The organism is Pseudomonas sp. CFII68, assembly GCF_000416195.1.
Classification (GTDB): domain Bacteria; phylum Pseudomonadota; class Gammaproteobacteria; order Pseudomonadales; family Pseudomonadaceae; genus Aquipseudomonas; species Aquipseudomonas kilonensis.
Map to the genome: position 1 here is coordinate 1 of NZ_ATLN01000023.1, position 22,830 is coordinate 22,830.

Sequence of the window (22,830 nt, forward strand, 5' to 3'; positions counted from 1 at the left end):
CCGTCGCCGGTGCAGGCACTGGTGGTTTTGGCACCGTGACCGGGACAGGCGCAGGCGTTGCTGTCGCTGGGGCAGCCGACTCGCCGCCCTGGCGGTCCTGGGCTTCCTGGGCCACGGCGGCATCGTTGGCACGCTCTTCGGGCGTACGGTTGTCGCTGAAGACCAGCAGCAGGTAGCGGCTGCGATTCAGCGCCGCCGTCGGCACCGCGCGGACAATGGCGAACGGCTGGCCGGAGTCATGGATGACTTCCTTGACCGTCGCCACCGGGTACCCGGCCGGGAAGCGCTGGCCGAGGCCGGAGCTGACCAGCAGGTCGCCTTCCTTGATGTCGGCGGTATCGGCCACGTGCCGCAGTTCCAGGCGTTCCGGGTTGCCGGTGCCGCTGGCAATCGCGCGCAAGCCGTTACGATTGACCTGCACGGGAATGCTGTGGGTGGTATCGGTCAGCAGCAGCACCCGGGAGGTGTAGGGCATCAACTCCACCACCTGGCCCATCAGGCCCCGGGCGTCGAGCACCGGCTGGCCGAGGACAACGCCGTCGCGCTCGCCCTTGTTGATGAGGATGCGATGGGTGAAGGGGTTGGGGTCCATGCCGATCAACTCGGCCACTTCGACCTTCTCGTTGACCAGCGCCGAAGAATTGAGCAACTCGCGCAGCCGAACGTTCTGCTCGGTGAGGGCCGCCAGCTTCTGCATGCGCCCCTGCAACAGCAGGTTTTCGGTCTTGAGTTTTTCGTTTTCGGCGACCAGTTCGGTCCGGCTGCCAAACTGGCTGGCCACACCTTGCCACAAGCGCTGCGGCAAGTCGGTGATCCAGTAGGACTCCATCAACACCAGCGACATCTGGCTGCGCACAGGCTTGAGCAGCGTGAAGCGGGCATCGACCACCATCAGCGCGACCGAGAGCACGGTCAGCACCAGCAGGCGCACACCCAATGAGGGGCCTTTGGCGAAAAGCGGTTTAATAGGCCGCTCCTCCCAGGCAAATGTTTTCTTTATTCATACGGCATCAAACCGGCCTGGATACGAATGACAGAAGATAAACGCCAACGGGCAGCACTGCAAAGTGCTGCCCGGGAGCGAACAACATAGACGATCCAGCCAACTTATTCGCTGGAGAGCAGGTCCATGGTGTGCTTGTCCATCATTTCCAATGCACGGCCACCGCCGCGGGCAACGCAGGTCAACGGGTCTTCGGCAACGATCACCGGCAGCCCGGTTTCCTGGGCCAGCAGCTTGTCGAGGTCACGCAGCAGCGCGCCACCACCGGTCAGCACCAGGCCGCGCTCGGCGATGTCCGACGCCAGCTCCGGCGGCGACTGCTCCAAGGCGCTCTTGACGGCCTGGACGATGGTCGCCAACGATTCTTGCAGCGCTTCGAGCACTTCGTTGGAGTTGAGGGTAAAGGCCCGTGGAACGCCTTCGGCCAGGTTGCGACCGCGTACGTCGACTTCGCGCACTTCACCGCCCGGGTAGGCCGTGCCGATTTCCTGCTTGATGCGCTCGGCGGTGGATTCGCCGATCAGGCTGCCGTAGTTGCGACGCACATAAGTGATGATCGCTTCGTCGAAACGGTCGCCGCCCACACGTACGGACTCGGCGTAGACCACACCGTTGAGGGAGATCAGCGCGATTTCAGTGGTACCGCCACCGATGTCGACGACCATCGAGCCGCGGGCTTCTTCCACCGGCAGGCCGGCACCGATGGCAGCAGCCATTGGCTCTTCGATCAGGAACACTTCACGGGCACCGGCGCCGAGGGCCGATTCACGGATAGCGCGACGCTCTACCTGGGTGGACTTGCATGGAACGCAGATCAGCACACGAGGGCTGGGCTGCAGGAAGCTGTTTTCGTGAACCTTGTTGATGAAGTACTGCAGCATCTTTTCGCAGACGCTGAAATCGGCGATCACGCCGTCCTTCATAGGGCGAATGGCTGCGATGTTGCCCGGTGTACGGCCCAGCATGCGCTTGGCTTCCGTACCGACAGCCACGACACTTTTCTGGTTACCGTGGGTGCGGATGGCCACGACCGAGGGTTCATTCAGGACGATACCGCGCTCGCGCACGTAAATAAGGGTGTTGGCAGTGCCCAGGTCAATGGAAAGATCGCTGGAAAACATGCCACGCAGTTTCTTGAACATGGGAAAGGGACCCTAGGCAACGCGTGGGTAAAAAAGTGCGGCAAACTCTAACAACGACAGGGATTTTGGGCAAGGCGCCAATATGTTAAATTGGCCGCTTTTCTGTGCACCAAACCCCACAATCGCGGGTATAGACCCGTAGAAATGCGGTAGTGTTCCGACAATCTAACACACGGACAGATTACGTCCGTTTTGTTTTCCACTGGAGAATCCCATGGCGCTTGAACGCTCCGACGTGGAAAAAATCGCTCATCTGGCCTGTCTGGGCCTCAATGAAGCCGATCTTCCACACATCACTTCTGCCCTGAACAGCATTCTGGGGCTGGTCGACGAGATGCAGGCGGTCAATACCGACGGTATCGAACCACTGGCCCACCCACTGGAAGCCAGCCAGCGCCTGCGCGCCGACGTCGTGACCGAGTCCAATCACCGCGAGGCCTACCAGTCCATCGCACCAGCGGTCGAAAACGGCCTGTACCTGGTTCCGAAAGTCATCGACTAAAGGGAAAGAGCCTCTCATGCATCACATGACCCTGGCCGAGATCGCCCGCGGACTCGCCGATAAAAAGTTTTCTTCCGAAGAGCTGACCCAGGTCCTGCTGGCGCGCATCGCCCAGCTCGATCCGCAGCTCAACAGCTTCATCAGCCTCACCCAGGAGCTGGCCCTGAGCCAGGCCAAGGCCGCCGACGCCCGGCGCGCCAATGGTGAAACCGGCGCCCTGCTCGGTGCGCCGATTGCCCACAAGGACTTGTTCTGCACCCAGGGCATCCGCACCAGCTGCGGCTCGAAGATGCTCGACAACTTCAAGGCTCCGTACGATGCCACCGTGGTCGCCAAGCTGGCCGCCGCCGGCACCGTGACCCTGGGCAAGACCAACATGGACGAGTTCGCCATGGGCTCGGCCAACGAGTCGAGCTACTACGGCGCGGTGAAAAACCCGTGGAACCTGGAGCACGTACCGGGCGGCTCGTCCGGCGGTTCCGCCGCCGCCGTGGCCGCACGCCTGTTGCCGGCCGCCACCGCCACCGACACCGGCGGTTCGATTCGCCAACCGGCTGCGTTCACCAACCTCACTGGCCTGAAGCCGACCTACGGTCGCGTCTCGCGCTGGGGCATGATCGCCTACGCCTCCAGCCTCGACCAGGGTGGCCCGCTGGCCCGCACCGCCGAAGACTGCGCGATCCTGCTGCAAGGCATGGCCGGCTTCGACCCGAACGACTCCACCAGCATCGACGAACCAGTGCCGGACTACAGCGCCAGCCTCAACGGCTCGCTGCAGGGCCTGCGCATCGGCGTGCCGAAGGAATACTTCAGCGCCGGCCTCGACCCACGCATCGCCGAACTGGTCCACAACAGCGTCAAGGCGCTGGAGAAGCTCGGCGCGGTCATCAAGGAAATCAGCCTGCCGAACATGCAGCACGCGATTCCCGCGTACTACGTGATCGCCCCGGCAGAAGCCTCCTCGAACCTGTCGCGTTTCGACGGCGTGCGCTTCGGCTATCGCTGCGAGAACCCGGAAAACCTGATCGACCTGTACAAGCGCTCCCGTGGCGAAGGCTTCGGTGCCGAAGTGCAGCGCCGGATCATGGTCGGCGCCTACGCGTTGTCCGCCGGCTACTACGATGCCTACTACCTCAAGGCGCAGAAAATCCGTCGCCTGGTGAAGAACGACTTCATGGCCGCCTTCAATGAGGTCGACATCATCCTCGGCCCAACCACGCCAAACCCGGCCTGGAAACTCGGTGCCAAGAACAGTGACCCGGTCGCCGAGTACCTGGAAGACGTCTACACCATCACCGCCAACCTCGCCGGCTTGCCGGGCCTGTCCATGCCGGCCGGTTTCGTCGATGGCCTGCCGGTGGGCGTGCAGTTGCTCGCGCCGTATTTCCAGGAAGGCCGCCTGTTGAACGTTGCCCACCAGTATCAGTTGAACACTGACTGGCACACCCGCACCCCAACCGGCTTCTGAGGAGAAACACATGCAATGGGAAGTCGTGATCGGGCTGGAGATTCATACCCAGCTCACCACCCGGTCGAAAATCTTTTCCGGTAGCTCCACCACATTCGGTTCCGAGCCCAACACCCAGGCCAGCCTGGTGGACCTGGGCATGCCCGGTGTACTGCCGGTGCTCAACGCCGAAGCGGTGCGCATGGCGGTGATGTTCGGCCTGGCGATTGACGCCGAGATCGGCCAGCACAACGTGTTCGCCCGCAAGAACTACTTCTACCCGGACCTGCCCAAGGGCTACCAGATCAGCCAGATGGAACTGCCGATCGTCGGCAAGGGCCACCTGGACATCGCCTTGGAAGACGGCACGGTCAAGCGCGTCGGCATCACCCGTGCGCACCTGGAAGAAGACGCCGGCAAGAGCCTGCACGAAGAATTCAACGGCGCCACCGGCATCGACCTGAACCGTGCCGGCACGCCGCTGCTGGAAATCGTCTCCGAGCCGGACATGCGCAGCGCCAAGGAAGCCGTGGCCTACGTCAAGGCGATCCATGCGCTGGTGCGCTACCTGGGCATCTGCGACGGCAACATGGCCGAAGGCTCGCTGCGCTGCGACTGCAACGTGTCGATCCGGCCCAAGGGCCAGGTCGAATTCGGCACCCGCTGCGAGATCAAGAACGTCAACTCGTTCCGCTTCATCGAGAAGGCGATCAACAGCGAGATCCAGCGCCAGATCGAACTCATCGAGGACGGTGGCAAGGTCATCCAGCAGACCCGCCTGTACGACCCGAACAAGGACGAGACCCGTCCAATGCGCAGCAAAGAGGAAGCCAACGACTACCGTTACTTCCCCGACCCGGACCTGCTGCCAGTGGTCATCGAGAACTCGTTCCTCGACGAGGTACGCACCACCCTGCCGGAACTGCCACCACAGAAACGCGAGCGCTTCCAGGCGCAATTCGGGTTGTCGAGCTATGACGCCAACGTCCTGGCCACCAGCCGCGAACAGGCCGATTACTTCGAGAAAGTCGTGAGCATCGGCGGCGACGCCAAGCTGGCGGCCAACTGGGTGATGGTCGAGCTGGGCAGCCTGTTGAACAAACAGGGCCTGGAAATCGATGAGTCGCCGGTCTCGGCCGAACAACTGGGCGGCATGCTGGTGCGGATCAAGGACAACACCATTTCCGGCAAGATCGCCAAGATGGTGTTCGAAGCCATGGCCACTGGTGAAGGCAGCGCCGACGAGATCATCGAGAAGCGCGGCTTGAAGCAGGTCACCGACACCGGCGCGATTTCCGCCGTGCTCGATGAAATGCTCGCGGCCAACGCCGAGCAAGTCGAACAGTACCGTGCGGCAGACGAAGCCAAGCGCGGCAAGATGTTCGGCTTCTTCGTCGGCCAGGCCATGAAAGCCTCCAAGGGCAAGGCCAACCCGCAACAGGTCAACGAACTGCTCAAAAGCAAGCTCGAGGGCTGATTGCCATGGAGCCAGATATCAAGCCTGGCTCCCTTCGCCCTTGCGGGAGCGAGCCTGTGGGAGCAAAGCTTGCTCGCGATGAAGACACCTCGATCCATCAGTGGACCGCGTTATCGTTCATCGCGAGCAAGCTTTGCTCCCACAGGTTTTGCTTTCACTGGCTTTGTTTCCACTGGCTTTGCTCCCACTGGCCAGCTCCCCTATCTGTCGTTGGAAAACCCTACATGAAGCGTCTCCTCGGCGCCTGCGCCCTGCTGTCCCTGCTGGCCGGTTGCGCCAGCCAGAGTGGGACGGTCGATCCACACGGCTACGACCAGACCGGCGTCGCCTCTTATTACGGTGCCCGGCACCATGGCAAGCGCACCGCCAGCGGCGAGCGTTTCAACCAGAATGGCCTGACCGCCGCCCATCGCCAGTTGCCGTTCGGCACTCGGGTGAAAGTCACCAACCTGAAAAACAACGACAGCGTCGTGGTCCGCATCAACGACCGCGGCCCGTATACTCGTGGTCGTTTGATCGACGTATCCCGCGCAGCCGCCGAACAACTGGGCATGTTGCGCAGCGGCACCGCACGGGTGCGCGTGCAAGCCCTCGACGACTGATAGACGGAGCCCGGCCATTTCCCTACTCACCGCCCTACCGCTGCTCAGCCTGATCGAATTGTTCGGCGCCCTGCTGTTGCTCATCGGCGGTGCCGAACTGCTGGTGCGAGCCGCCGTGGGCCTGGCGGCACGCTTGCAAGTACGGCCACTGATCATCGGTCTGAGCGTCGTCGCGTTCGGCAGCAGTGCGCCACAAATGGCCGTCAGCCTGCAGGCAACCCTGGCGCAAAACGCCGACATCGCCGTGGGCAGCGTGATCGGCAGCAGCATTTTCAACATCCTCGTCACCCTCGGGCTGTCGGCGCTGATCATTCCGCTGCGCGTCTCGCGCCAACTGGTGCGCCTGGACATCCCACTGATGATCGGTGCCAGCCTGCTGGTGTTCGTGCTGGCCTGGAATGAAGAACTGACCCGGTTGGACGGCGTATGGCTGCTGGTGGCCCTGGCGGTGTACCTGGGCCTGTTGCTGCGCCAATCGCGACACTCGGGGCGACCGCACGCCGTGGGTATCACCGTGACCCAGGGGTCCTGGCCCAAGAGCCTGTCGATGATCGTGCTGGGCCTGGCCATGCTGGTTTTCGCCGGCCACCTGCTGCTGGGCGCAGCGGTGGAAGTGGCGACGGACCTCGGGCTCTCGGAGCGCATCATCGGCCTGACCATCGTCGCCGTCAGCACCTCGCTGCCGGAGCTCGCCACCTCGTTGATCGCCGCCCTGCGCGGCCAGCGGGACATTGCGGTAGGCAACGTGATCGGCAGCAACCTGTTCAACCTGCTGGGCGTGCTGGGAGTCACCGCCCTCGCCGCGCCCACGCCACTGTCGGTCTCGCCAAACGCCCTGGATTTCGACCTGCCGGTGATGCTCGGCGTGGCGGTGCTGTGCCTGCCGGTGTTCTATTCCGGTTATCGTGTCACCCGCGCCGAAGGCCTGCTGTTGCTGGGCTTGTACCTGGCCTATGGGCTGCACGTGGTGTCGTTCACCACCGGCATGCCCCTGGCCGGCCAACTGGAACGGCTCATGCTGTTCTATGTGTTGCCGGCCCTGCTCGCGTTTTTGCTGTTCACCTCCCTGCGCGCCTGGCGCCGCCAACACCACAAGAGGGATTTGCCATGACCGACACCCCAAAGACCGGCCTGGACATGCGTCGCCAGGTCATGGGCGACGCGTTCGTCGACCGCGCGCTGGGCAACGCCACCGAATTCACCCAACCCTTGCAGGACTTCGTCAACGAACATGCCTGGGGCAGCGTCTGGAGCCGCGACGGCTTGCCGCTCAAGACCCGCAGCCTGATCACCCTGGCCGCCCTCACCGCCCTCAAGTGCCCGCATGAACTCAAGGGTCATGTGCGCGGTGCACTGAACAATGGCTGCACGGTGGAAGAGATTCGCGAGGCATTGCTGCATTGCGCGGTGTACGCGGGCGTGCCGGCGGCAATCGATGCGTTTCGGGCGGCGCAGGAAGTGATCGATAGCTATCAGAAATCTGAGTGACTGGGAGATCGCAATCGCGAGCAGGCTCGCTCCCACAGTGGATCTTCGGTGTACATAAAACTCCGGTACACCTGTGATTACCTGTGGGAGCGAGCCTGCTCGCGATCGGGCCTAAAGAACACCACAACCTTCGAACCTAGATCCACCCACCCCACTGCAACACAAAGATCCCCAGGTTGGTGGTAATCGCCGCCATCAGCGTGGTGATGACGATGATCGCCGCCGCCAGTTCATGGTTGCCGTCGGCCGCTCGGGCCATGACGTAACTGGCGGCGGCGGTGGGGCTGCCGAAGTACAGGAACAGGATCCCCAGTTCCGCCCCGCGAAAGCCCCAGAGCCAGGCGCCCAAAGTAGCCAGCAGTGGCAGGCCGACCATCTTCACCAGGCTTGAGCTCAGGGCCATCTTGCCGCTCTTGCGCAGGGCCGCCAGCGACAGCGTGCCGCCGATGCAGATCAATGCCAGGGGCAAGGTCATTTGCGACAGGTACTTGGCCGAGGTCTCGAACCAGTTCGGCAGGCCGATCTGCCAATAGGCGAACGGCGCGGCGCTGATCACGCTGATGATCAGCGGGTTGCTGATCACACTCTTGCAGATGCTCCATGGGTCAGACTTGATCACCGGGCTGTAGACCGCCAGCACGATGGTCGACAAGGTGTTGTAGAACAGGATCACCAGCGCCGCGAGAATCGCCCCCAGGGAAATTCCGTAGTCGCCATACATGCTCGCCGCCAGCGCCAGGCCGATGACTCCGTTGTTGCCGCGAAACGCACCTTGGGTATAGATGCCGCGATCTTCGCGCGGGCAACGCCAGATCGCCCAGCCCCAGGCCATCGCAAAGCTCACCAGGGTAGCGATGGAAAAATAGATCAGCAGGTCGGGCTGCAACGCCGCATGCAGGTCGGCATGGAGGATGCCGAGGAACAACAGCGCCGGCATGGTGACGTTGAACACCAGGGACGAGGCGATGTGGATGAAGTTGTCGTTGATCCAGTTGATGCGCTTGAGCAACGCCCCCAGAAACAGCATGGCAAACACCGGTGCGGTGATGTTCAGGGTTTCGAAGAAAATTGCCAGCATGCCGGGGACCTTGAGAGCAGTGTCGTTAGGTGGCTAATGATAAGCCACTCACGGCATTGGCGTCTGGTGAAGCGTCTTCGCGAGCAGGCTCGCTCCCACATTTGTTCTTTGATGAACACAAAATCCACATTCAGCCCCACATCCCCTGTGGGAGCGGGCTTGCTCGCGAAGACGTCGGCTCATCCAACATTAATGCAAGCTGAACTGCCGCATTCGCGAGCAAGCCCGCTCCCACACTGGATCTGTGGCGGTCACAGAATCCGCATTCCCCCCTGTGGGAGCGGGCTTGCTCGCGAAGACGGCAGCACATCCAACATCAATGCAAACTGAACCACCGCTATCGCGAGCAAGCCCGCTCCCACACTGGATCTCCAGCGATCACGAAGTCATCAGGTAATCGGCGCCGGGTTGAACAAGGTGATGTCGTTGTACAGCTTGTGCCGCTCGGCCCAGGTCTGTTTCTTGCCGCTGGCCACGTCCAGGTAGTAGTGGAACAGCTCCCAGCCCAGTTCCTCGATGGTCGCCCGTCCAGTGGCGATCCGGCCGGCGTCGATGTCGATCAGGTCCGGCCAGCGTTGGGCCAGTTCGGTGCGGGTCGAGACCTTCACCACCGGAGCCATGGCCAAGCCGTACGGCGTGCCTCGGCCGGTGGTGAACACATGCAGGTTCATCCCCGCCGCCAGTTGCAGCGTGCCGCAGACAAAATCACTGGCCGGTGTGGCGCAGAAGATCAGGCCCTTTTGCTTGAAGCGCTCGCCCGGGCCGAGCACGCCGTTGATCGCGCTGCTGCCGGACTTGACGATCGAGCCCAGGGACTTCTCGACGATGTTCGACAACCCACCCTTCTTGTTCCCCGGCGTGGTGTTGGCACTGCGATCGGCCTCGCCCTTGGCCAGGTAACGGTCGTACCAGTCCATTTCCCGCACCAGTTCCTGGGCCACTTCCTGGGTTTGCGCCCGGGAAGTCAGCAGGTAGATCGCATCGCGCACTTCGGTGACTTCGGAGAACATCACCGTCGCCCCGGCACGCAGCAGCAGATCCGAGGCGTAGCCCAGCGCCGGGTTGGCGGTGATGCCGGAGAACGCATCGCTGCCGCCGCACTGCATGCCCAGGATCAGTTCCGAAGCCGGTACGGTTTCGCGACGGCGCTGGTCGAGTTTCTTCAGGCGGGTCTCGGCCAGTTCCATGATCTGCTCGATCATTTCGGTGAAACCGTGGCTGGAATCCTGCAAGCGATACAACCAAGGCTCGCTGAGGTCCACCGAGCTGTCGTTCTCATGCATCACCTGCCCGGCCTGCAATTTCTCGCAGCCCAGGCTGATCACCAGTGCCTCGCCCCCCAGGTTCGGGTTGCGCGCCAGGTTGCGCACGGTACGAATCGGGATGTAGGCGTCGGTGGCAGTGATCGCCACGCCACAGCCATAGCTGTGGGTCAGCGCCACCACGTCATCGACGTTCGGGTACTTGGGCAGCAGCTCATCCTTGATGCGCTTGACCGCATGGTCCAGCACCCCGGTCACGCACTGCACCGTGGTGGTGATGCCCAGGATGTTGCGCGTGCCGACGGTACCGTCGGCGTTGCGATAACCCTCGAAGGTGTAGCCCTCCAGCGGCGCGTCGGCCACCGGCACGTCGGTGGACAGCGGCAAGCTGTCCAGCGGCGGCGCGGTGGGCATGCGCAACTGGTCTTCCTTGACCCAGCTGCCACGGGGGATCGGTTGCAGCGCGTAGCCAATGACCTGGCCGTAGCGAATCACCTCGCCTCCCTCGGGAATGTCCACCAGGGTGACCTTGTGGCTCTGCGGCACGAAATCCACAGTGACCAGGCCGTCCGGGAACTCGGTCCCGGCCGGTACGCCCTGGTCATTGACGACGATCACCACGTTGTCCCGCTCATGCAGGCGGATGTAACGCGGCGAATCGGCATGTTCAATCAGTTGCATTGATGCCGCTCCTCAGGACTTGGCTTCAGACAGGCTGGCGATGTCGGCATCCTTGGCCGTTGGTTCCTTGAGCACCACACGCTTGATCGGCCCGACGATGACCAGGTAGCTGAACACCGCCATCAGCGCGTTGCAACCGACGAACACCAGTGCCCATTTGAACGAGCCTGTGGAGCTAATGATGTAGCCAATGACGATTGGCGTGGTGATCGATGCCAGGTTGCCAAAGGTGTTGAACAGGCCACCGCTCAAACCGGCGATCTGTTTTGGCGACGTGTCGGAGACCACGGCCCAGCCCAGTGCGCCGACGCCTTTACCGAAGAAGGCCAGGGCCATGAAGCCCACCACCATCCATTCGACGTCGACGTAGTTGCACGCCACGATGCTGCTGGACACCAGCAGACCGGCGATGATCGGCGTCTTGCGAGCGAAGGTCAGCGAGTGGCCCTTGCGCAGCAGGTAGTCGGAAATCACTCCGCCCAGCACGCCGCCGATGAAACCGCAGATCGCCGGCAAGGACGCGATGAAACCGGCCTTGAGGATGGTCATGCCGCGTTCCTGCACCAGGTACACCGGGAACCAGGTCAGGAAGAAGTAGGTGATGCCGTTGATGCAGTACTGCCCCAGGTACACGCCGAGCATCATGCGGTTGGTCAGCAGTTGACGGATGTATTCCCACTTCGGACCGTCGGCTTTCTTTTCCTTGCCCTTGTCCTGGTCCATGTCGACCATCGCGCCGTTGGCGGCGATGTGATTGAACTCGGCCTCGTTGATCATCGGGTGCTGGCGCGGACCGTAGATCACTTTCAACCAGATCAGCGAGAACACGATGCCAATCACGCCCATCACGATGAACACGTGCTGCCAGCCGAAACGGTAGACGATCCAGCCCATCAGCGGTGCGAACAACACGGTGGCGAAATACTGCGCCGAGTTGAAGATCGCCGAGGCGGTGCCGCGTTCTGCGGTCGGGAACCAGGCGGCGACGATCCGTGCATTGCCCGGGAAGGACGGCGCTTCGGCCAACCCCACCAGAAAGCGCAGCATGAACAGTGCAACCACGGCCGTGGACATGCCGAATTCACCGACATAGCCTTGCAGCACGGTGAACAGCGACCAGGTGAAAATGCTCAAGGCATAGATTTTTTTCGACCCGAAACGGTCGAGCAGCCAGCCGCCGGGAATCTGCCCGGCCACGTAGGCCCAGCCGAAGGCGGAGAAGATATAACCGAGGGTGACGGCATCGATGCCGAGGTCTTTTTGCAGGCTGGAGCCTGCGATGGCGATGGTGGCACGGTCGGCGTAGTTGATCGTTGTCACCAAAAACAGCATGAGCAGGATCAAATAGCGGACGTGAGTCGGCTTGGTCGCTTGCATGTAGAGGTACTCCCACTATTTATTTTTATGCGGGTAAATGTTGTGTTACGTCCTGTAGGAGCTTGTAGGAGCTGTCGAGTGCAAACGAGGCTGCGATCTTTTGATCTTTCGCTCACGACTCAATTGTCAGGGGAAAGATCGCAGCCTCGTTGCACTCGACAGCTCCTACAGCTCCTGCAGCTCCTACAGGTATTGCGGTGTATCAGGAGCCGATGTAAGCGGTCTTCACCACGGTGTAGAACTCTTGCGCGTAGCGACCTTGCTCACGCGATCCATAGGACGAACCTTTGCGCCCGCCGAACGGCACGTGGTAATCCACGCCGGCGGTCGGGAGGTTGACCATCACCATGCCCGCCTGGGAATGGCGCTTGAAGTGGTTGGCATACTTCAACGAGGTGGTGGCGATACCGGCCGACAAGCCGAACTCGGTGTCGTTGGCCATCGCCAGCGCCGCCTCGTAGTCGGCCACGCGCACGACGTTGGCCACCGGGCCGAAGATCTCTTCGCGGCTGATGCGCATCGAGGCTTCGCTGTCGGCGAACAGGGTCGGCGCCAGGAAGTAACCTTCCGTGTCGCACGTCACCAGGCCGCCACCGCTGACCAGCCGCGCACCTTCGCTCTGGCCGATGTCGATGTACTTCAAGTCCTGGCTGAGCTGGGCTTCGGAAACCACCGGACCGATATCGGTGCCGGCCTTCAACGCATGACCGACCTTGATCGACTGCATGCGCTCGGCCATGGCCTCGACGAACTTGTCGTGGATGCCGGCGGTGACGATCAGGCGACTCGAGGCCGTGCAGCGCTGGCCGGTGGAGTAGAACGCGCTCTGTACCGCCAGTTCGACGGCCTGCTTGAGGTCGGCGTCGTCGAGGATGATCTGCGGGTTCTTGCCGCCCATTTCCAACTGCACCTTGGCCTGGCGCGACACGCAGTTGACGGCGATCTGCCGCCCCACGCCCACCGAACCGGTAAAGCTGATGCCGTCGACTTTCGGGCTGTTGACCAGGACTTCGCCGACCACACGGCCGCTGCCCATCACCAGGTTGAACGCACCGGCCGGGAAACCGGCGCGGGAGATGATCTCGGCCAGGGCCCAGGCGCAGCCCGGTACCAACTCGGCAGGTTTGATCACCACGCAGTTGCCGTAGGCCAGGGCCGGGGCGATTTTCCACGCGGGAATGGCAATCGGGAAGTTCCACGGCGTGATCAGGCCGACCACACCGAGGGCTTCGCGGGTGACTTCGACGTTGACGCCCGGGCGCACCGACGGCACGTAATCGCCCGACAGGCGCAGGCATTCACCGGCGAAGAATTTGAAAATGTTACCGGCGCGGGTCACTTCGCCGATGGCTTCGGGCAGGGTCTTGCCCTCCTCCCGGGCCAGCAGTTGGCCGAGTTCTTCACGGCGGGCGAGGATCTCGCTGCCGACTTTGTCCAGCGCATCATGACGGGCCTGGATGCCCGAGGTCGACCAGGCCGGGAACGCGGCGCGGGCGGCTTCGATGGCGGCGTTGACTTGCGCTGCGTCAGCCTTGGCGTATTCACCGATGACATCGGACAAGTCAGACGGGTTGATGTTGGTGCAATAGTCGGCACCGGCCACCCACTGACCGTTGATGTAGTTATCGAAACGCTTTGAATCTGCCACGGAGCTACTCCTTCTACAAAAGCGATCTGGGGACGCAGAGCGTCCCTGGCGGCGTTCCCACGCAGAGCGTGGGAACGACAAGCCTTACGCAAAAAGCCGCTGATTACTCAGCGGCCTCATCGGGTCTGTTACTGCTTGCCTTGCTTGTCGATCAGCGCGGCCAGGGCTTCGTATTCTTCTGGCAGCAGGTCGGTCAGCGGCGTGCGCACAGGGCCGGCGTCATAACCAACGATCTTCGCGCCGGCCTTGACGATGCTCACCGCGTAACCGGCCTTGCGGTTGCGGATGTCCAGGTAAGGCAGGAAGAAGTCGTCGATGATCTTGCCGACGGTCTCGTGATCGTCGCGGGCAATGGCGTGGTAGAAATCCATCGCGGTTTTCGGGATGAAGTTGAACACCGCCGAGGAGTAGACCGGCACGCCCAGGGCCTTGTAGGCCGCGGCATAGACTTCAGCGGTCGGCAGGCCGCCCAGGTAGCTGAAGCGGTCGCCGAGGCGGCGACGGATCGACACCATCAGTTCGATATCGCCCAGGCCATCCTTGTAGCCGATCAGGTTCGGGCAGCGCTCGGCCAGTTGTTCCAGCAAAGTGGCGTTCAGGCGGCAGACGTTGCGGTTGTACACCACCACGCCGATCTTCACCGATTTGCACACGGCTTCAACGTGGGCGGCAACGCCGTCCTGGCTGGCTTCGGTCAGGTAATGCGGCAGCAGCAACAGGCCCTTGGCACCCAGGCGCTCGGCTTCTTGAGCGTATTCGATGGCCTGGCGGGTAGCACCGCCGACACCGGCAAGGATTGGCACGCTGGTGGCGCAGGTATCGACGGCGGTCTTGATGACCTGCGAGTACTCGCTGGCGGCCAGGGAGAAGAATTCACCGGTGCCGCCCGCTGCGAACAAGGCAGAGGCGCCATACGGGGCCAGCCACTCGAGGCGCTTGATGTAGCTGTCGCGATTGAAATCGCCTTGGGCAGTAAAGTCGGTGACCGGGAACGACAGCAGGCCAGACGAGAGGATGGACTTCAGTTCTTGTGGATTCATTATTCGAACACCCTGGACGCAAATGATGTGTTGTAGGAAACGGTTCAGCTTCACGTGAAGTTGTAGGTCATCGTACAACTTAAAATATGAACGTCAACTGCATTTCGTCTTTTGTCGGGGGTCAGGACCGGGGCGTTTGTCGTGAAGCCTTGTAAATCGGGGGTTTTAGCGGGATTGGAAGAAGGATGAAACTTGCCGCCCGAGCATCAGGACCGCTCGTCGTCACTGTCAACTTTGCCAGTAGGCGTCGTCAGGGCAAGGGGGCATAACCCAGGCATGGCCGTGCTGGGCACGGCCGTAGTCCCTTTCACGATCTTTTAAGTGAGTCGCCCGTACGCAACGATCAGGGCTGCCTCACAGGGAGTGACATCATGACGACGTATGCGAAACCCACGCTCAAGGATTTTCCAACCGCAGGGGAAATCACAATCAGCCTGTCAAAGACAACGGCGTTAATCGTGAAGATTCCGGATACAGCTTTCGCACCGTACTCGAACGCCCAACTGACTTTGGGCGTCGGCTCGACGCCTCCTACTCCGGCAGGCGCGTTTACACCTCTGACCGAGGGCGAAGAAGGTACGCCGCGCAAGGATGTGACAGTGACTGTAACCAACGCCGAGTTGACAGCTTACCTCGGCAAATTGGTTGAGCTTCGTTACGAGGTTAGCTACGAGAGCTGGGATCCCGATACATCCGAGCCGCAAATGTTGCGGGTCAACGCGTAGGGCTGCGCGCCTACGACTCGTCAGACGGGCACACAGATACAAAGCCGGACACCGCTCCCCTGTGGCGAGGGGATTTATCCCCGCTGGGTTGCACAGCAACCCCAGAGGCGGTGACTCAATCCGATCTGACACACAGAGGCGTCAGTGTGGGGCTGCTTCGCACCCCAGCGGGGATAAATCCCCTCGCCACAGGAACAGCGACTCACCTCATCTCAACTGACAGCAGCTAGCCCTGCGCCTGCGCCTCTTCATGGGCCTGGCGCAGCCTTTCGCGGCTGTTGGTCAGGTGCAACCGCATGGCCGCACGAGCCGCCTCGGAGTCCTGGCGGGCGATGGCGTCGTAGATCTCCTCGTGCTCGCGGCTCAGGCGGTTCATGTAGCGCTGCTGGTCATCGTGGGCCAGGCGCGCCGAGTTCACCCGGGTACGCGGAATGATGCTGGTGCCCAGGTGGGTCATGATGTCGGTGAAGTAGCGGTTGCCGGTGGACAGGGCGATTTCCAGGTGGAAGGCGAAGTCCGAGGCCACCGCATCACTGGCGTGGGCGGCGCTTTCGTTCAAGGCGTCGAGGGCGGCGCGCATCGCGGCCAGTTGCTCGTCGCTGCGGCGCTGCGCCGCCAGCCCGGCGGACTCCACTTCCAGGCTGATGCGCAATTCCAGGATCGCCAGCACGTCACGCAAGGTGACCACGGTGGCCGGGTCGATGCGAAAACCACTCGGGCTCGGCGTGTCCAGCACGAAGGTGCCGATGCCATGGCGGGTTTCCACCTGGCCGGCCGCCTGCAAGCGGGAAATCGCCTCGCGCACCACCGTACGGCTGACGCCATGGGCTTCCATGATCGCCGACTCGGTGGGCAATTTATCGCCACGCTTGAGCAGGCCGTCGCGAATCTGCTCGGTCAACACCGTCACCAGCTCCTGCGCCAGGCTGCGGCGCTTGCGGGGAAAGCGTGGTACGTCGATCGGGTTTTCCATGGGGCTGTGTCTCGGTAAACGGCTGAATGGCATCATCATAGCGCAACGTGGTTGTACGATCACCGTGGGAGCAGTGGCGAGTCGGGTGCTGACACCGAGTCGGCTTCATCGCGAGCAAGCTCGCTCCCACATCGAATCGGTTGTAGACATAAACATCCGGCTCACCACAAACCCTTGTGGGAGCGGGCTTGCTCGCGAAGGCGGCGTGTCAGATACGTCAATGTCAACTGACACACCGCCTTCGCGAGCAAGCCCGCTCCCACAGGTTTTGTGGTGTTTATGCGGTTACGGTGCGCTCCACCAGTTGGCCATTTTCGATACGCACATGTCGCGGGTGGAAACGTTTCAAACTGCTTCGGTGGCCGACGCTGACGATGCTCAGGCCCGGCAACTGGTCGATCAGCGCCTGGTACAGCGTTGCTTCGTCTTCTTCATCCATCGCCGACGTGGCTTCGTCCATGTACAACCATTGCGGCGCATAAAGCAATGCCCGGGCAAACGCCAGGCGTTGTTGCTCGCCGGGCGAGAGCATGCGTTGCCAGTGGTTGCTCTCATCCAGCCGCGAGATCAGGTGCGGCAGGCGGCAGGTTTCCAGCACCTGTGCATAACGTTCGTTGGGGTAGATATCGCCGGCCTGTGGATAACTCAATACCTCACGCAGGCTGCCAATCGGCAGATACGGCTTCTGCGGCAGGAACAGGTAACGCGCGGCCGGAAGCCGGATCGTCCCGTGCCCCGCCGGCCACAAGTGCCCCATCGCGCGCAGCAGGGTCGATTTACCGCTGCCTGAACGGCCACTGAGCATCACCCGCTCGCCCGGCTCCACGGTCATGTCGGCGTTCTCGAGCAGATGGCGACCGTCGGCCAGGTCCAGCCCCAGGTGATGAACCTTCAACCCATCACCCTGGTTTTGCACATCGATGGCCGGCACACGGTCTTCGTTGTCGCTCATGGCCTGGCGGAAACTCAGCAGACGATCGCAGGTGGCGCGCCACGCGGCGAGGTCGGCGTAGGCGCTGATGAACCAACTGAAGTTCTCCTGCACATTGCCGAAGGCCGAGTTGATCTGCATGAGCTCGCCCAGCTGGATCTTGCCGGCGAAGTAGCGCGGCGCGGCGACGATGAACGGGAAGATGATCGCGATCTGGCCATAGCCGGAGGTGAAGAACGTCAGGCGCTTGGACACCCGCATGATGTCCCAGAAGTTATGCCAGACCAGGCCAAAACGCCCGCTCAAGCGACGGTTTTCGTTCGGTTCGCCGTTGTACAGGGCAATGCTCTCGGCGTTTTCGCGCACCCGGACCATGGAGAAACGCAGGTCCGCTTCGAAGCGTTGCTGGTTGTTGTTCAGACCGATCAGGCGACGGCCGATCAGGTGCGTCAGCCAGCTGCCCACCGCCGCATACACCAGCGCACACCAGAACATGTAGCCGGGGATGGTGTAGCCGAACACCTCGATGCTGCCTGACACGCCCCACAAAATGATCGAGAACGACACCAGGCTGACCACGGTACGCAGCAACCCCAGGCCCAGGCTCAGGGTATTGCTGGTAAAACTGTTGAGGTCTTCGGAAATCCGCTGGTCCGGGTTATCGGTATAACCGCCCTGCTCCAGTCGGTAATAGTTCTTGTCATTGAGCCAACGGGCAAAATGCTGCTCCGTCAGCCAGGCCCGCCAGCGAATGGTCAGCATCTGCGTGAGGTACAAGCGATAGACGGCGCCGAGGATCGCCACCGCCGCGATGCCGCAGAAATACAGGATCAATTGCCAGAACGCCGCGCTGTCCTTCTCTTGCAGGGCGTTGTAGAAATCCTTGTACCAACTGTTGATCCACACCGAAATCGCCACGCTGAACAGCGAGAGTGCGATGACGGCGATCAACAGCGTCCAGGCCTTGCCCTTCTCCTCACTGCGCCAGTACGGCGTGGTCATTTGCCAGACACGGCGGAAAAACTGCCCGCGCACCGCGTCATTGACCGCGGAATATTCAGCGTTCTGATTCATGGTTAAGGCTCAATAGGGAAAAGAACTCGGGCCGATCATAAAGCAACGGCCCGATGTGTCGCGAGGGTGGACAACACCTGTTCAGCGCAGGTTCAGCGACGCACGGGACGCTTTTGCAATTTGCGCTGCAAGGTCCGCCGGTGCATGCCCAGGGCGCGGGCCGTGGCGGAGATATTGCCTTCGTGCTCGGTCAGCACGCGCTGGATGTGCTCCCATTGCAGGCGATCCACCGACATGGGGTTTTCCGGCACCAGGGTGTCGAGGTCGGCGTGCTCGGACAACAGCGCCGCCAGTACATCATCGGCATCCGCCGGTTTGCACAGGTAATTGCAGGCACCGCGCTTGATGGCCTCGACCGCGGTGGCGATGCTCGAATAACCGGTGAGGATCACCACGCGCATCTCCGGGTCCAGCTCGAGCAGCTTGGGCAGCAGCACCAGGCCCGAATCGCCGTCCATTTTCAAGTCCAGGGCGGCGTAGTCCGGCAGGTCGGCCTGGGCGATGGTCAGGCCTTCTTCGGCAGAACCTGCGGTGCTGACGCGAAAACCGCGACGGGACATGGCGCGGGCCATGACACGGGTAAACGTGGCGTCGTCATCTACCAGCAACAGGTGCGGCAGCTCTTCGCCGTCGACTTGGATCTCGTCACTCATGTTTCGTCTCCTCGGTCGGCATGGGGCAGGCGCAGCTCGGTGAGCGTGCCGCCTTCCTCATGGGGGTAGAGTTTCACCGAGCCGCCGGCGCGTGTCACGCTGGCTTTGCTCAAAAACAGGCCCAGGCCGAAACCTTTGCCCTTGGTGGTATAGAACGGTTTGCCGATCTGCTCGGCAATCGCCAGCGGCACACCGGCGCCATGGTCGCGAATACTGATGGTCAGATCATAGACATTCCAGTCCAACGCCACTTCCAGCCCTTCGGGGCAAGCATCGGCGGCGTTGTTGAGCAGGTTCAGCAGCGCCTGGGTCAGGTCCGGCGGCGGCGCCATGCGCGGAACCGCCCCCTGGCCCAGGCGCTGGAAGCGATAACTGGCTTCCGGGCGCATCAGGTGCCAGCGGTTCAGCGCTTCGTCGAGCCAATCGGTGACGTCTTGCATGTCGATGGCCAGCCGGCGATTGGCCTCGGCCGCACGCACCAGGTATTGCAGGGTTTCCTTGCACAGCTTGACCTGGTCCTGCAGCACGCTGAGATCATCCTGCAGCGCCGGGTCGTGGTGATCCTGGCGCATCTCCTTGAGCAGCACACTCATGGTCGCCAGCGGCGTGCCCAATTCGTGAGCGGCGCCGGCGGCCTGGGTCGCCACGGCCAGCAATTGCTCGTCCCGCAAGCCCTCTTCACGACGGATGGCCCGCAGCTCTTCCTGGCGGCGCAGCTCCTCGGCCATGCGCGCGGCAAAAAACGTGATGACCCCCGCCGCCAGGGCGAAACTCAGCCACATGCCGTAGATCTGCAGGTTTTCCCGGGCGATGGGGAAGGTTTCCAGCGGATAGAAGCGCGCCAGCAGCAAGGTGTACAGCGCCAGGGCGATACCGGAAAGAATCAGCGAATAGCGCCACGGCAACGTCACCGCGGCGATGGTCAGTGGCACCAGGTAATAGGAGACGAAGGGGTTGGTGGAACCGCCAGAGAAATACAGCAGCGCACTGTGGATAAACAGGTCGCCGGCCAGTTGCACGGCGTATTCCAGCTCGGTCACCGGCCACGAGGTGCGCAGGCGAATCGCCGTCAGCGCACAGAGCACGCTGGAACAGACCAGGGTGATCGCCAATTGCAGCCAGGGCAGCGGCAGCAGGTCGAACCAATAGGCGAGCCCCACGGACCCAGCCTGGGCCGCCAGGACCAGAATGCGGATGAATGTCAGGCGCCAGAGGTTCTGGCGAGAGGCGGATGTCATTTGCAAAGGGGCGAGCATGAGCTCTCCTGATGAGCGCTCCAGGCGGATCGCACGGAGTATAACCAAGGCGCGGCTTGCAGCGGCAGATCTGCGGCAAAGCGCCACAGCCTCCAGCCTCGCTGCATGCCCTTGTGGCGAGGGGATACTGTGGGAGCAAGGCTTGCCCGCGATGAAGGCGCTGCGGTCTTCCATAGAGGAAGGTGCCCTTTCGCGAGCAAGCTTTGCTCCCACAGCGGGGATAAATCCCCTCGCCACAGAAAGCCTTTCACCGTGCATGATCTGTATAGAAGTTGTAACTGTGCGAACCCACCCATAAAAGCTAGAGTCTTAACGTTCACGCAGGCCCGGACCTCACCCCTGCACATCATTCCAAGGAGCTTTCATGCACACGTTCAGTCGCCCCGCCGCCCTGCTCGCCCTCAGCCTCGGCACTGTCGCCAGCCTGCCGGCCCTGGCCGCCGATGAGCTGCACTACAACCAGATTTCCCTGCGCGCCGAAGCCAGCCAGGAAGTGGCCCGCGACCTGATGATCGTCACCCTCTACACCGAAGAACAGAACACCGACCCGGCCAAACTCGCCGCCGCCGTCAGCACCACGCTGAACAAAGCCATCGGCCAGGCCAAGCAAGTCAAGGACGTCAACCTGCGCCAAGGCAGCCGCAACAGCTACCCGATCTACGACAACAAAGGCGGGAAAATCACCGGCTGGCGCGAACGCGCCGAACTGCGCCTGGAAAGCGCCGACTTCGCCGCCCTGTCCAAACTCACCGGTGAACTGCTTGGTGATATGAAAATGGCCGGCATGGACTTCGCCATCGCCACCGCCACCCGCCAGAGCAGCGAAGACGCCCTGCTCAAGGACGCCGTCAACGCCTTCAAGGCCCGCGCCCAACTGGCCACCGACGCCCTGGGCGGCAAGGGTTACAAAATCGTCAACCTGAACTTCAACACCAACGGTTATCCACAACCGTACATGCGCCCGCAGATGATGATGAAAGCGGCGTCCATGGATGCTGAGTCGGTGACGCCGGAAGTTGAAGCGGGCACCAGCCAGGTGACGATGACGGCGGATGGGGTGGTTGAGGTGTTGATGCAGTAATCGATGGACTGACTGTGCCGTCAGCCCAGTGAAGCCCTTGTGGCGAGGGGATTTATCCCCTCGCCACAGGTTTGTGTCCGACCTTGAGTTAATAGGTCGGACCTTCCCCTCTCGCTACACCTCAGCAGGGCTGGCCGGTGCCTCAAGCTGATCCAACGCCTTGTCCACCAGCAACTGGCACAACTCCACCAACTGATGAATCCCCAGCGCCACGCTGCGGCGCGTGCCCTCCACTTCAAAGGCCAGGTCCTCGGCCATGGCTTTGATTGAGGCCAGGGTTTCGGAGGTGCTGGTCAACAGCGTGTCGGCATCGGCTTTGGCGGTGACGGAGAACAGGCTGTCGATGCGCTGATCGGTGCTTGGCTCTGGAGGCTTTGGGTTGAGGTAATGATTGAGGGCTCGCTCGGCGGCGGCGCGGTCTTTGAGTAGGTCTTCGATGGCGTCGAAACCGGAAAGGGGGTTGGTTTTGTTGAAGGGTGGGTCGGGGACTGACTTATCCATATTCAATTCTCCTGCTTAAAGTTGGAGCCATCCCTGTGTCGTTTCCACGCGACAATAGGTGGCAGCGGTACGTGGGGTGGAAATACCGGTTAGCAGGACCCGGCCAGACGAAGTCTGCCCACGCACAGCCGCCAAGACGCAGTTTGCAGACGAAACCAGACGTCGGCAACACGATGTTCAGCCATGCCACTGCTAAAGGTTCAGGTTTCCACACCCGGTCGCTGATTAGGCAGCGACGTCCAAAGGTTAGAGAGCCCACTTCCGAGCGGCAACCCTAAAAAGCTGTGGGATGTTTCCTTTCGGGGCCGGTGATCCTTCCGACACAAATGAATGACTCATCACACCTCCTGGCGCTGCAACCCCCGTGGCGAGGGAGCTTGCTCCCGCTGGGCTGCGAAGCGGCCCTTTTCAGCGTTGTGTGTATATCCGTTTTTTTGGTGAAGGCGACTAATGGTTCCGCTCTTACAGCGGCTCACTTTTGAGAAGCGCAAAAGTAAGCAAAACGCTTCTGCCCCACCACTCGGCACCTCGCTTAGGCTCGGTGTGCCCTCACTCCGGCATTGCTCCGTGGGCCGCCGCGAAGGGCCATCCATGGCCCAGCGCGGCTACCTCGGCATCCATGCCGAGGTGCCCACGGATCAATGCCTGCGTTCGGCCATCGTGGTTAACGGGGCGCCGAGATCAACGTCCACCGCGAGGCGGCCTTATAGCCGACCTAGCTCTTGGTGAGACCGCGTTTCTCCTGTGGGAGCAAAGCTTGCTCGCGATGGCGGTGGTTCAGTCACATGCATGTTGAGCTTACTGGCCTCATCGCGAGCAAGCTCGCTCCCACAATTTGGGTTGGGGACAGCCGAAGAAACAGGCCGGCTGTAAGGCCGCCTCGCGAGCA

General features: G+C 61.9%; 20 protein-coding genes. 8 read left to right on the forward strand and 12 right to left on the reverse strand.

The genetic code is table 11. The features are described 5' to 3' along the window. Positions 1–919 (reverse strand): rod shape-determining protein MreC (gene mreC / locus CFII68_RS23075; RefSeq protein ID WP_371103464.1); only part of this gene is annotated, 919 nt, incomplete at its 3' end. Between the two features lie 188 nt (positions 920–1,107). Further along, complete coding sequence (gene mreB / locus CFII68_RS23070) at positions 1,108–2,145, reverse strand: rod shape-determining protein MreB (protein ID WP_002555108.1); 1,038 nt, start codon at positions 2,143–2,145, stop codon at positions 1,108–1,110. A 214-nt stretch (positions 2,146–2,359) separates the two neighbouring features. On the opposite strand from mreB, the gene gatC reads away from it, so the two are divergent. The 6 genes from gatC (at position 2,360) to CFII68_RS23040 (ending at position 7,661) form a co-directional block, all read left to right on the forward strand. Beyond that, positions 2,360–2,647 (forward strand): Asp-tRNA(Asn)/Glu-tRNA(Gln) amidotransferase subunit GatC, encoded by a 288-nt coding sequence (gene gatC / locus CFII68_RS23065; RefSeq protein WP_003197816.1) that lies wholly within the window; start codon positions 2,360–2,362, stop codon positions 2,645–2,647. Between the two features lie 16 nt (positions 2,648–2,663). Continuing rightward, the gene (gene gatA / locus CFII68_RS23060; protein ID WP_018601844.1) at positions 2,664–4,115 is read left to right on the forward strand and encodes an Asp-tRNA(Asn)/Glu-tRNA(Gln) amidotransferase subunit GatA; all 1,452 of its coding nucleotides are present in this window, start codon (positions 2,664–2,666) and stop codon (positions 4,113–4,115) included. A 10-nt stretch (positions 4,116–4,125) separates the two neighbouring features. Further along, positions 4,126–5,571, forward strand: coding sequence for an Asp-tRNA(Asn)/Glu-tRNA(Gln) amidotransferase subunit GatB (gatB, locus tag CFII68_RS23055; RefSeq protein ID WP_018601845.1), 1,446 nt, complete (start codon positions 4,126–4,128; stop codon positions 5,569–5,571). A gap of 224 nt (positions 5,572–5,795) precedes the next feature. Further along, positions 5,796–6,173: a septal ring lytic transglycosylase RlpA family protein gene (locus CFII68_RS23050; protein ID WP_014336618.1), complete on the forward strand. Its 378-nt coding sequence runs from the start codon at positions 5,796–5,798 to the stop codon at positions 6,171–6,173. Between the two features lie 49 nt (positions 6,174–6,222). Beyond that, the gene (locus CFII68_RS23045; RefSeq protein WP_033062418.1) at positions 6,223–7,284 is read left to right on the forward strand and encodes a calcium/sodium antiporter; all 1,062 of its coding nucleotides are present in this window, start codon (positions 6,223–6,225) and stop codon (positions 7,282–7,284) included. Next, positions 7,281–7,661, forward strand: a complete 381-nt coding sequence (locus tag CFII68_RS23040; protein ID WP_018601850.1) for a carboxymuconolactone decarboxylase family protein — start codon at positions 7,281–7,283, stop codon at positions 7,659–7,661. The genes CFII68_RS23045 and CFII68_RS23040 overlap by 4 nt, the downstream gene beginning before the upstream one ends. 136 nt (positions 7,662–7,797) lie before the next feature. Here the strand turns inward: CFII68_RS23040 and CFII68_RS23035 are convergent, their stop codons facing one another. The 5 genes from CFII68_RS23035 to kdgD all read right to left on the reverse strand — a co-directional run bounded on the left by CFII68_RS23035 (position 7,798) and on the right by kdgD (position 14,747). Beyond that, the gene (locus CFII68_RS23035) at positions 7,798–8,739 is read right to left on the reverse strand and encodes an AEC family transporter (protein ID WP_018601852.1); all 942 of its coding nucleotides are present in this window, start codon (positions 8,737–8,739) and stop codon (positions 7,798–7,800) included. A 389-nt stretch (positions 8,740–9,128) separates the two neighbouring features. Further along, the gene (gene garD, locus CFII68_RS23030; protein ID WP_018601854.1) at positions 9,129–10,682 is read right to left on the reverse strand and encodes a galactarate dehydratase; all 1,554 of its coding nucleotides are present in this window, start codon (positions 10,680–10,682) and stop codon (positions 9,129–9,131) included. Between the two features lie 12 nt (positions 10,683–10,694). Then, positions 10,695–12,059, reverse strand: a complete 1,365-nt coding sequence (locus CFII68_RS23025; protein ID WP_018601856.1) for an MFS transporter — start codon at positions 12,057–12,059, stop codon at positions 10,695–10,697. A 202-nt stretch (positions 12,060–12,261) separates the two neighbouring features. Beyond that, the gene (locus CFII68_RS23020) at positions 12,262–13,707 is read right to left on the reverse strand and encodes an aldehyde dehydrogenase family protein (protein WP_018601859.1); all 1,446 of its coding nucleotides are present in this window, start codon (positions 13,705–13,707) and stop codon (positions 12,262–12,264) included. Positions 13,708–13,835: 128 nt separating this feature from the next. Then, positions 13,836–14,747 carry a 5-dehydro-4-deoxyglucarate dehydratase gene (kdgD, locus tag CFII68_RS23015; RefSeq protein WP_003177964.1) on the reverse strand — a complete coding sequence of 304 codons (912 nt, stop codon included), beginning with the start codon at positions 14,745–14,747 and terminating at the stop codon, positions 13,836–13,838. A 371-nt stretch (positions 14,748–15,118) separates the two neighbouring features. Here kdgD and CFII68_RS23010 point away from each other — a divergent pair, with 371 nt between their 5' ends. Next, positions 15,119–15,472 (forward strand): hypothetical protein, encoded by a 354-nt coding sequence (locus CFII68_RS23010; RefSeq protein ID WP_018601867.1) that lies wholly within the window; start codon positions 15,119–15,121, stop codon positions 15,470–15,472. A gap of 226 nt (positions 15,473–15,698) precedes the next feature. On the opposite strand, the gene CFII68_RS23005 is transcribed toward CFII68_RS23010, so the two are convergent. The 4 genes from CFII68_RS23005 to CFII68_RS22990 form a co-directional block, all read right to left on the reverse strand. Beyond that, positions 15,699–16,445 carry a FadR/GntR family transcriptional regulator gene (locus CFII68_RS23005; protein WP_018601868.1) on the reverse strand — a complete coding sequence of 249 codons (747 nt, stop codon included), beginning with the start codon at positions 16,443–16,445 and terminating at the stop codon, positions 15,699–15,701. A gap of 277 nt (positions 16,446–16,722) precedes the next feature. Continuing rightward, positions 16,723–18,450 (reverse strand): ABC transporter ATP-binding protein/permease, encoded by a 1,728-nt coding sequence (locus CFII68_RS23000; RefSeq protein WP_018601869.1) that lies wholly within the window; start codon positions 18,448–18,450, stop codon positions 16,723–16,725. 92 nt (positions 18,451–18,542) lie between these two features. Next, positions 18,543–19,103, reverse strand: coding sequence for a response regulator transcription factor (locus CFII68_RS22995; protein ID WP_003177957.1), 561 nt, complete (start codon positions 19,101–19,103; stop codon positions 18,543–18,545). Further along, a complete protein-coding gene (locus tag CFII68_RS22990) occupies positions 19,100–20,359 on the reverse strand; it encodes an ATP-binding protein (protein WP_018601873.1) in 1,260 nt (419 codons plus the stop codon). The genes CFII68_RS22995 and CFII68_RS22990 overlap by 4 nt, the downstream gene beginning before the upstream one ends. Before the next feature lie 364 nt (positions 20,360–20,723). On the opposite strand from CFII68_RS22990, the gene CFII68_RS22985 reads away from it, so the two are divergent. After that, positions 20,724–21,440: an SIMPL domain-containing protein gene (locus CFII68_RS22985; RefSeq protein ID WP_018601876.1), complete on the forward strand. Its 717-nt coding sequence runs from the start codon at positions 20,724–20,726 to the stop codon at positions 21,438–21,440. Positions 21,441–21,554: 114 nt separating this feature from the next. On the opposite strand, the gene CFII68_RS22980 is transcribed toward CFII68_RS22985, so the two are convergent. Then, positions 21,555–21,941 (reverse strand): DUF6124 family protein, encoded by a 387-nt coding sequence (locus CFII68_RS22980; protein ID WP_018601878.1) that lies wholly within the window; start codon positions 21,939–21,941, stop codon positions 21,555–21,557. Positions 21,942–22,830 lie beyond the last annotated feature (889 nt).

Excerpts from the sequence above, each read along its gene's own strand:
- kdgD (WP_003177964.1), bottom strand. The coding sequence starts at position 14,747 with ATGAATCCACAAGAACTGAAGTCCATCCTCTCGTCTGGCCTGCTGTCG.
- CFII68_RS23010 (WP_018601867.1), top strand. The coding sequence starts at position 15,119 with ATGACGACGTATGCGAAACCCACGCTCAAGGATTTTCCAACCGCAGGG.
- CFII68_RS23050 (WP_014336618.1), top strand. The coding sequence starts at position 5,796 with ATGAAGCGTCTCCTCGGCGCCTGCGCCCTGCTGTCCCTGCTGGCCGGT.
- garD (WP_018601854.1), bottom strand. The coding sequence starts at position 10,682 with ATGCAACTGATTGAACATGCCGATTCGCCGCGTTACATCCGCCTGCAT.
- gatC (WP_003197816.1), top strand. The coding sequence starts at position 2,360 with ATGGCGCTTGAACGCTCCGACGTGGAAAAAATCGCTCATCTGGCCTGT.
- CFII68_RS23025 (WP_018601856.1), bottom strand. The coding sequence starts at position 12,059 with ATGCAAGCGACCAAGCCGACTCACGTCCGCTATTTGATCCTGCTCATG.
- CFII68_RS23005 (WP_018601868.1), bottom strand. The coding sequence starts at position 16,445 with ATGGAAAACCCGATCGACGTACCACGCTTTCCCCGCAAGCGCCGCAGC.
- gatB (WP_018601845.1), top strand. The coding sequence starts at position 4,126 with ATGCAATGGGAAGTCGTGATCGGGCTGGAGATTCATACCCAGCTCACC.
- CFII68_RS22995 (WP_003177957.1), bottom strand. The coding sequence starts at position 19,103 with ATGAGTGACGAGATCCAAGTCGACGGCGAAGAGCTGCCGCACCTGTTG.
- CFII68_RS22990 (WP_018601873.1), bottom strand. The coding sequence starts at position 20,359 with ATGCTCGCCCCTTTGCAAATGACATCCGCCTCTCGCCAGAACCTCTGG.
- CFII68_RS23040 (WP_018601850.1), top strand. The coding sequence starts at position 7,281 with ATGACCGACACCCCAAAGACCGGCCTGGACATGCGTCGCCAGGTCATG.
- CFII68_RS23000 (WP_018601869.1), bottom strand. The coding sequence starts at position 18,450 with ATGAATCAGAACGCTGAATATTCCGCGGTCAATGACGCGGTGCGCGGG.
- mreB (WP_002555108.1), bottom strand. The coding sequence starts at position 2,145 with ATGTTCAAGAAACTGCGTGGCATGTTTTCCAGCGATCTTTCCATTGAC.
- CFII68_RS22980 (WP_018601878.1), bottom strand. The coding sequence starts at position 21,941 with ATGGATAAGTCAGTCCCCGACCCACCCTTCAACAAAACCAACCCCCTT.
- CFII68_RS23035 (WP_018601852.1), bottom strand. The coding sequence starts at position 8,739 with ATGCTGGCAATTTTCTTCGAAACCCTGAACATCACCGCACCGGTGTTT.
- gatA (WP_018601844.1), top strand. The coding sequence starts at position 2,664 with ATGCATCACATGACCCTGGCCGAGATCGCCCGCGGACTCGCCGATAAA.
- CFII68_RS22985 (WP_018601876.1), top strand. The coding sequence starts at position 20,724 with ATGCACACGTTCAGTCGCCCCGCCGCCCTGCTCGCCCTCAGCCTCGGC.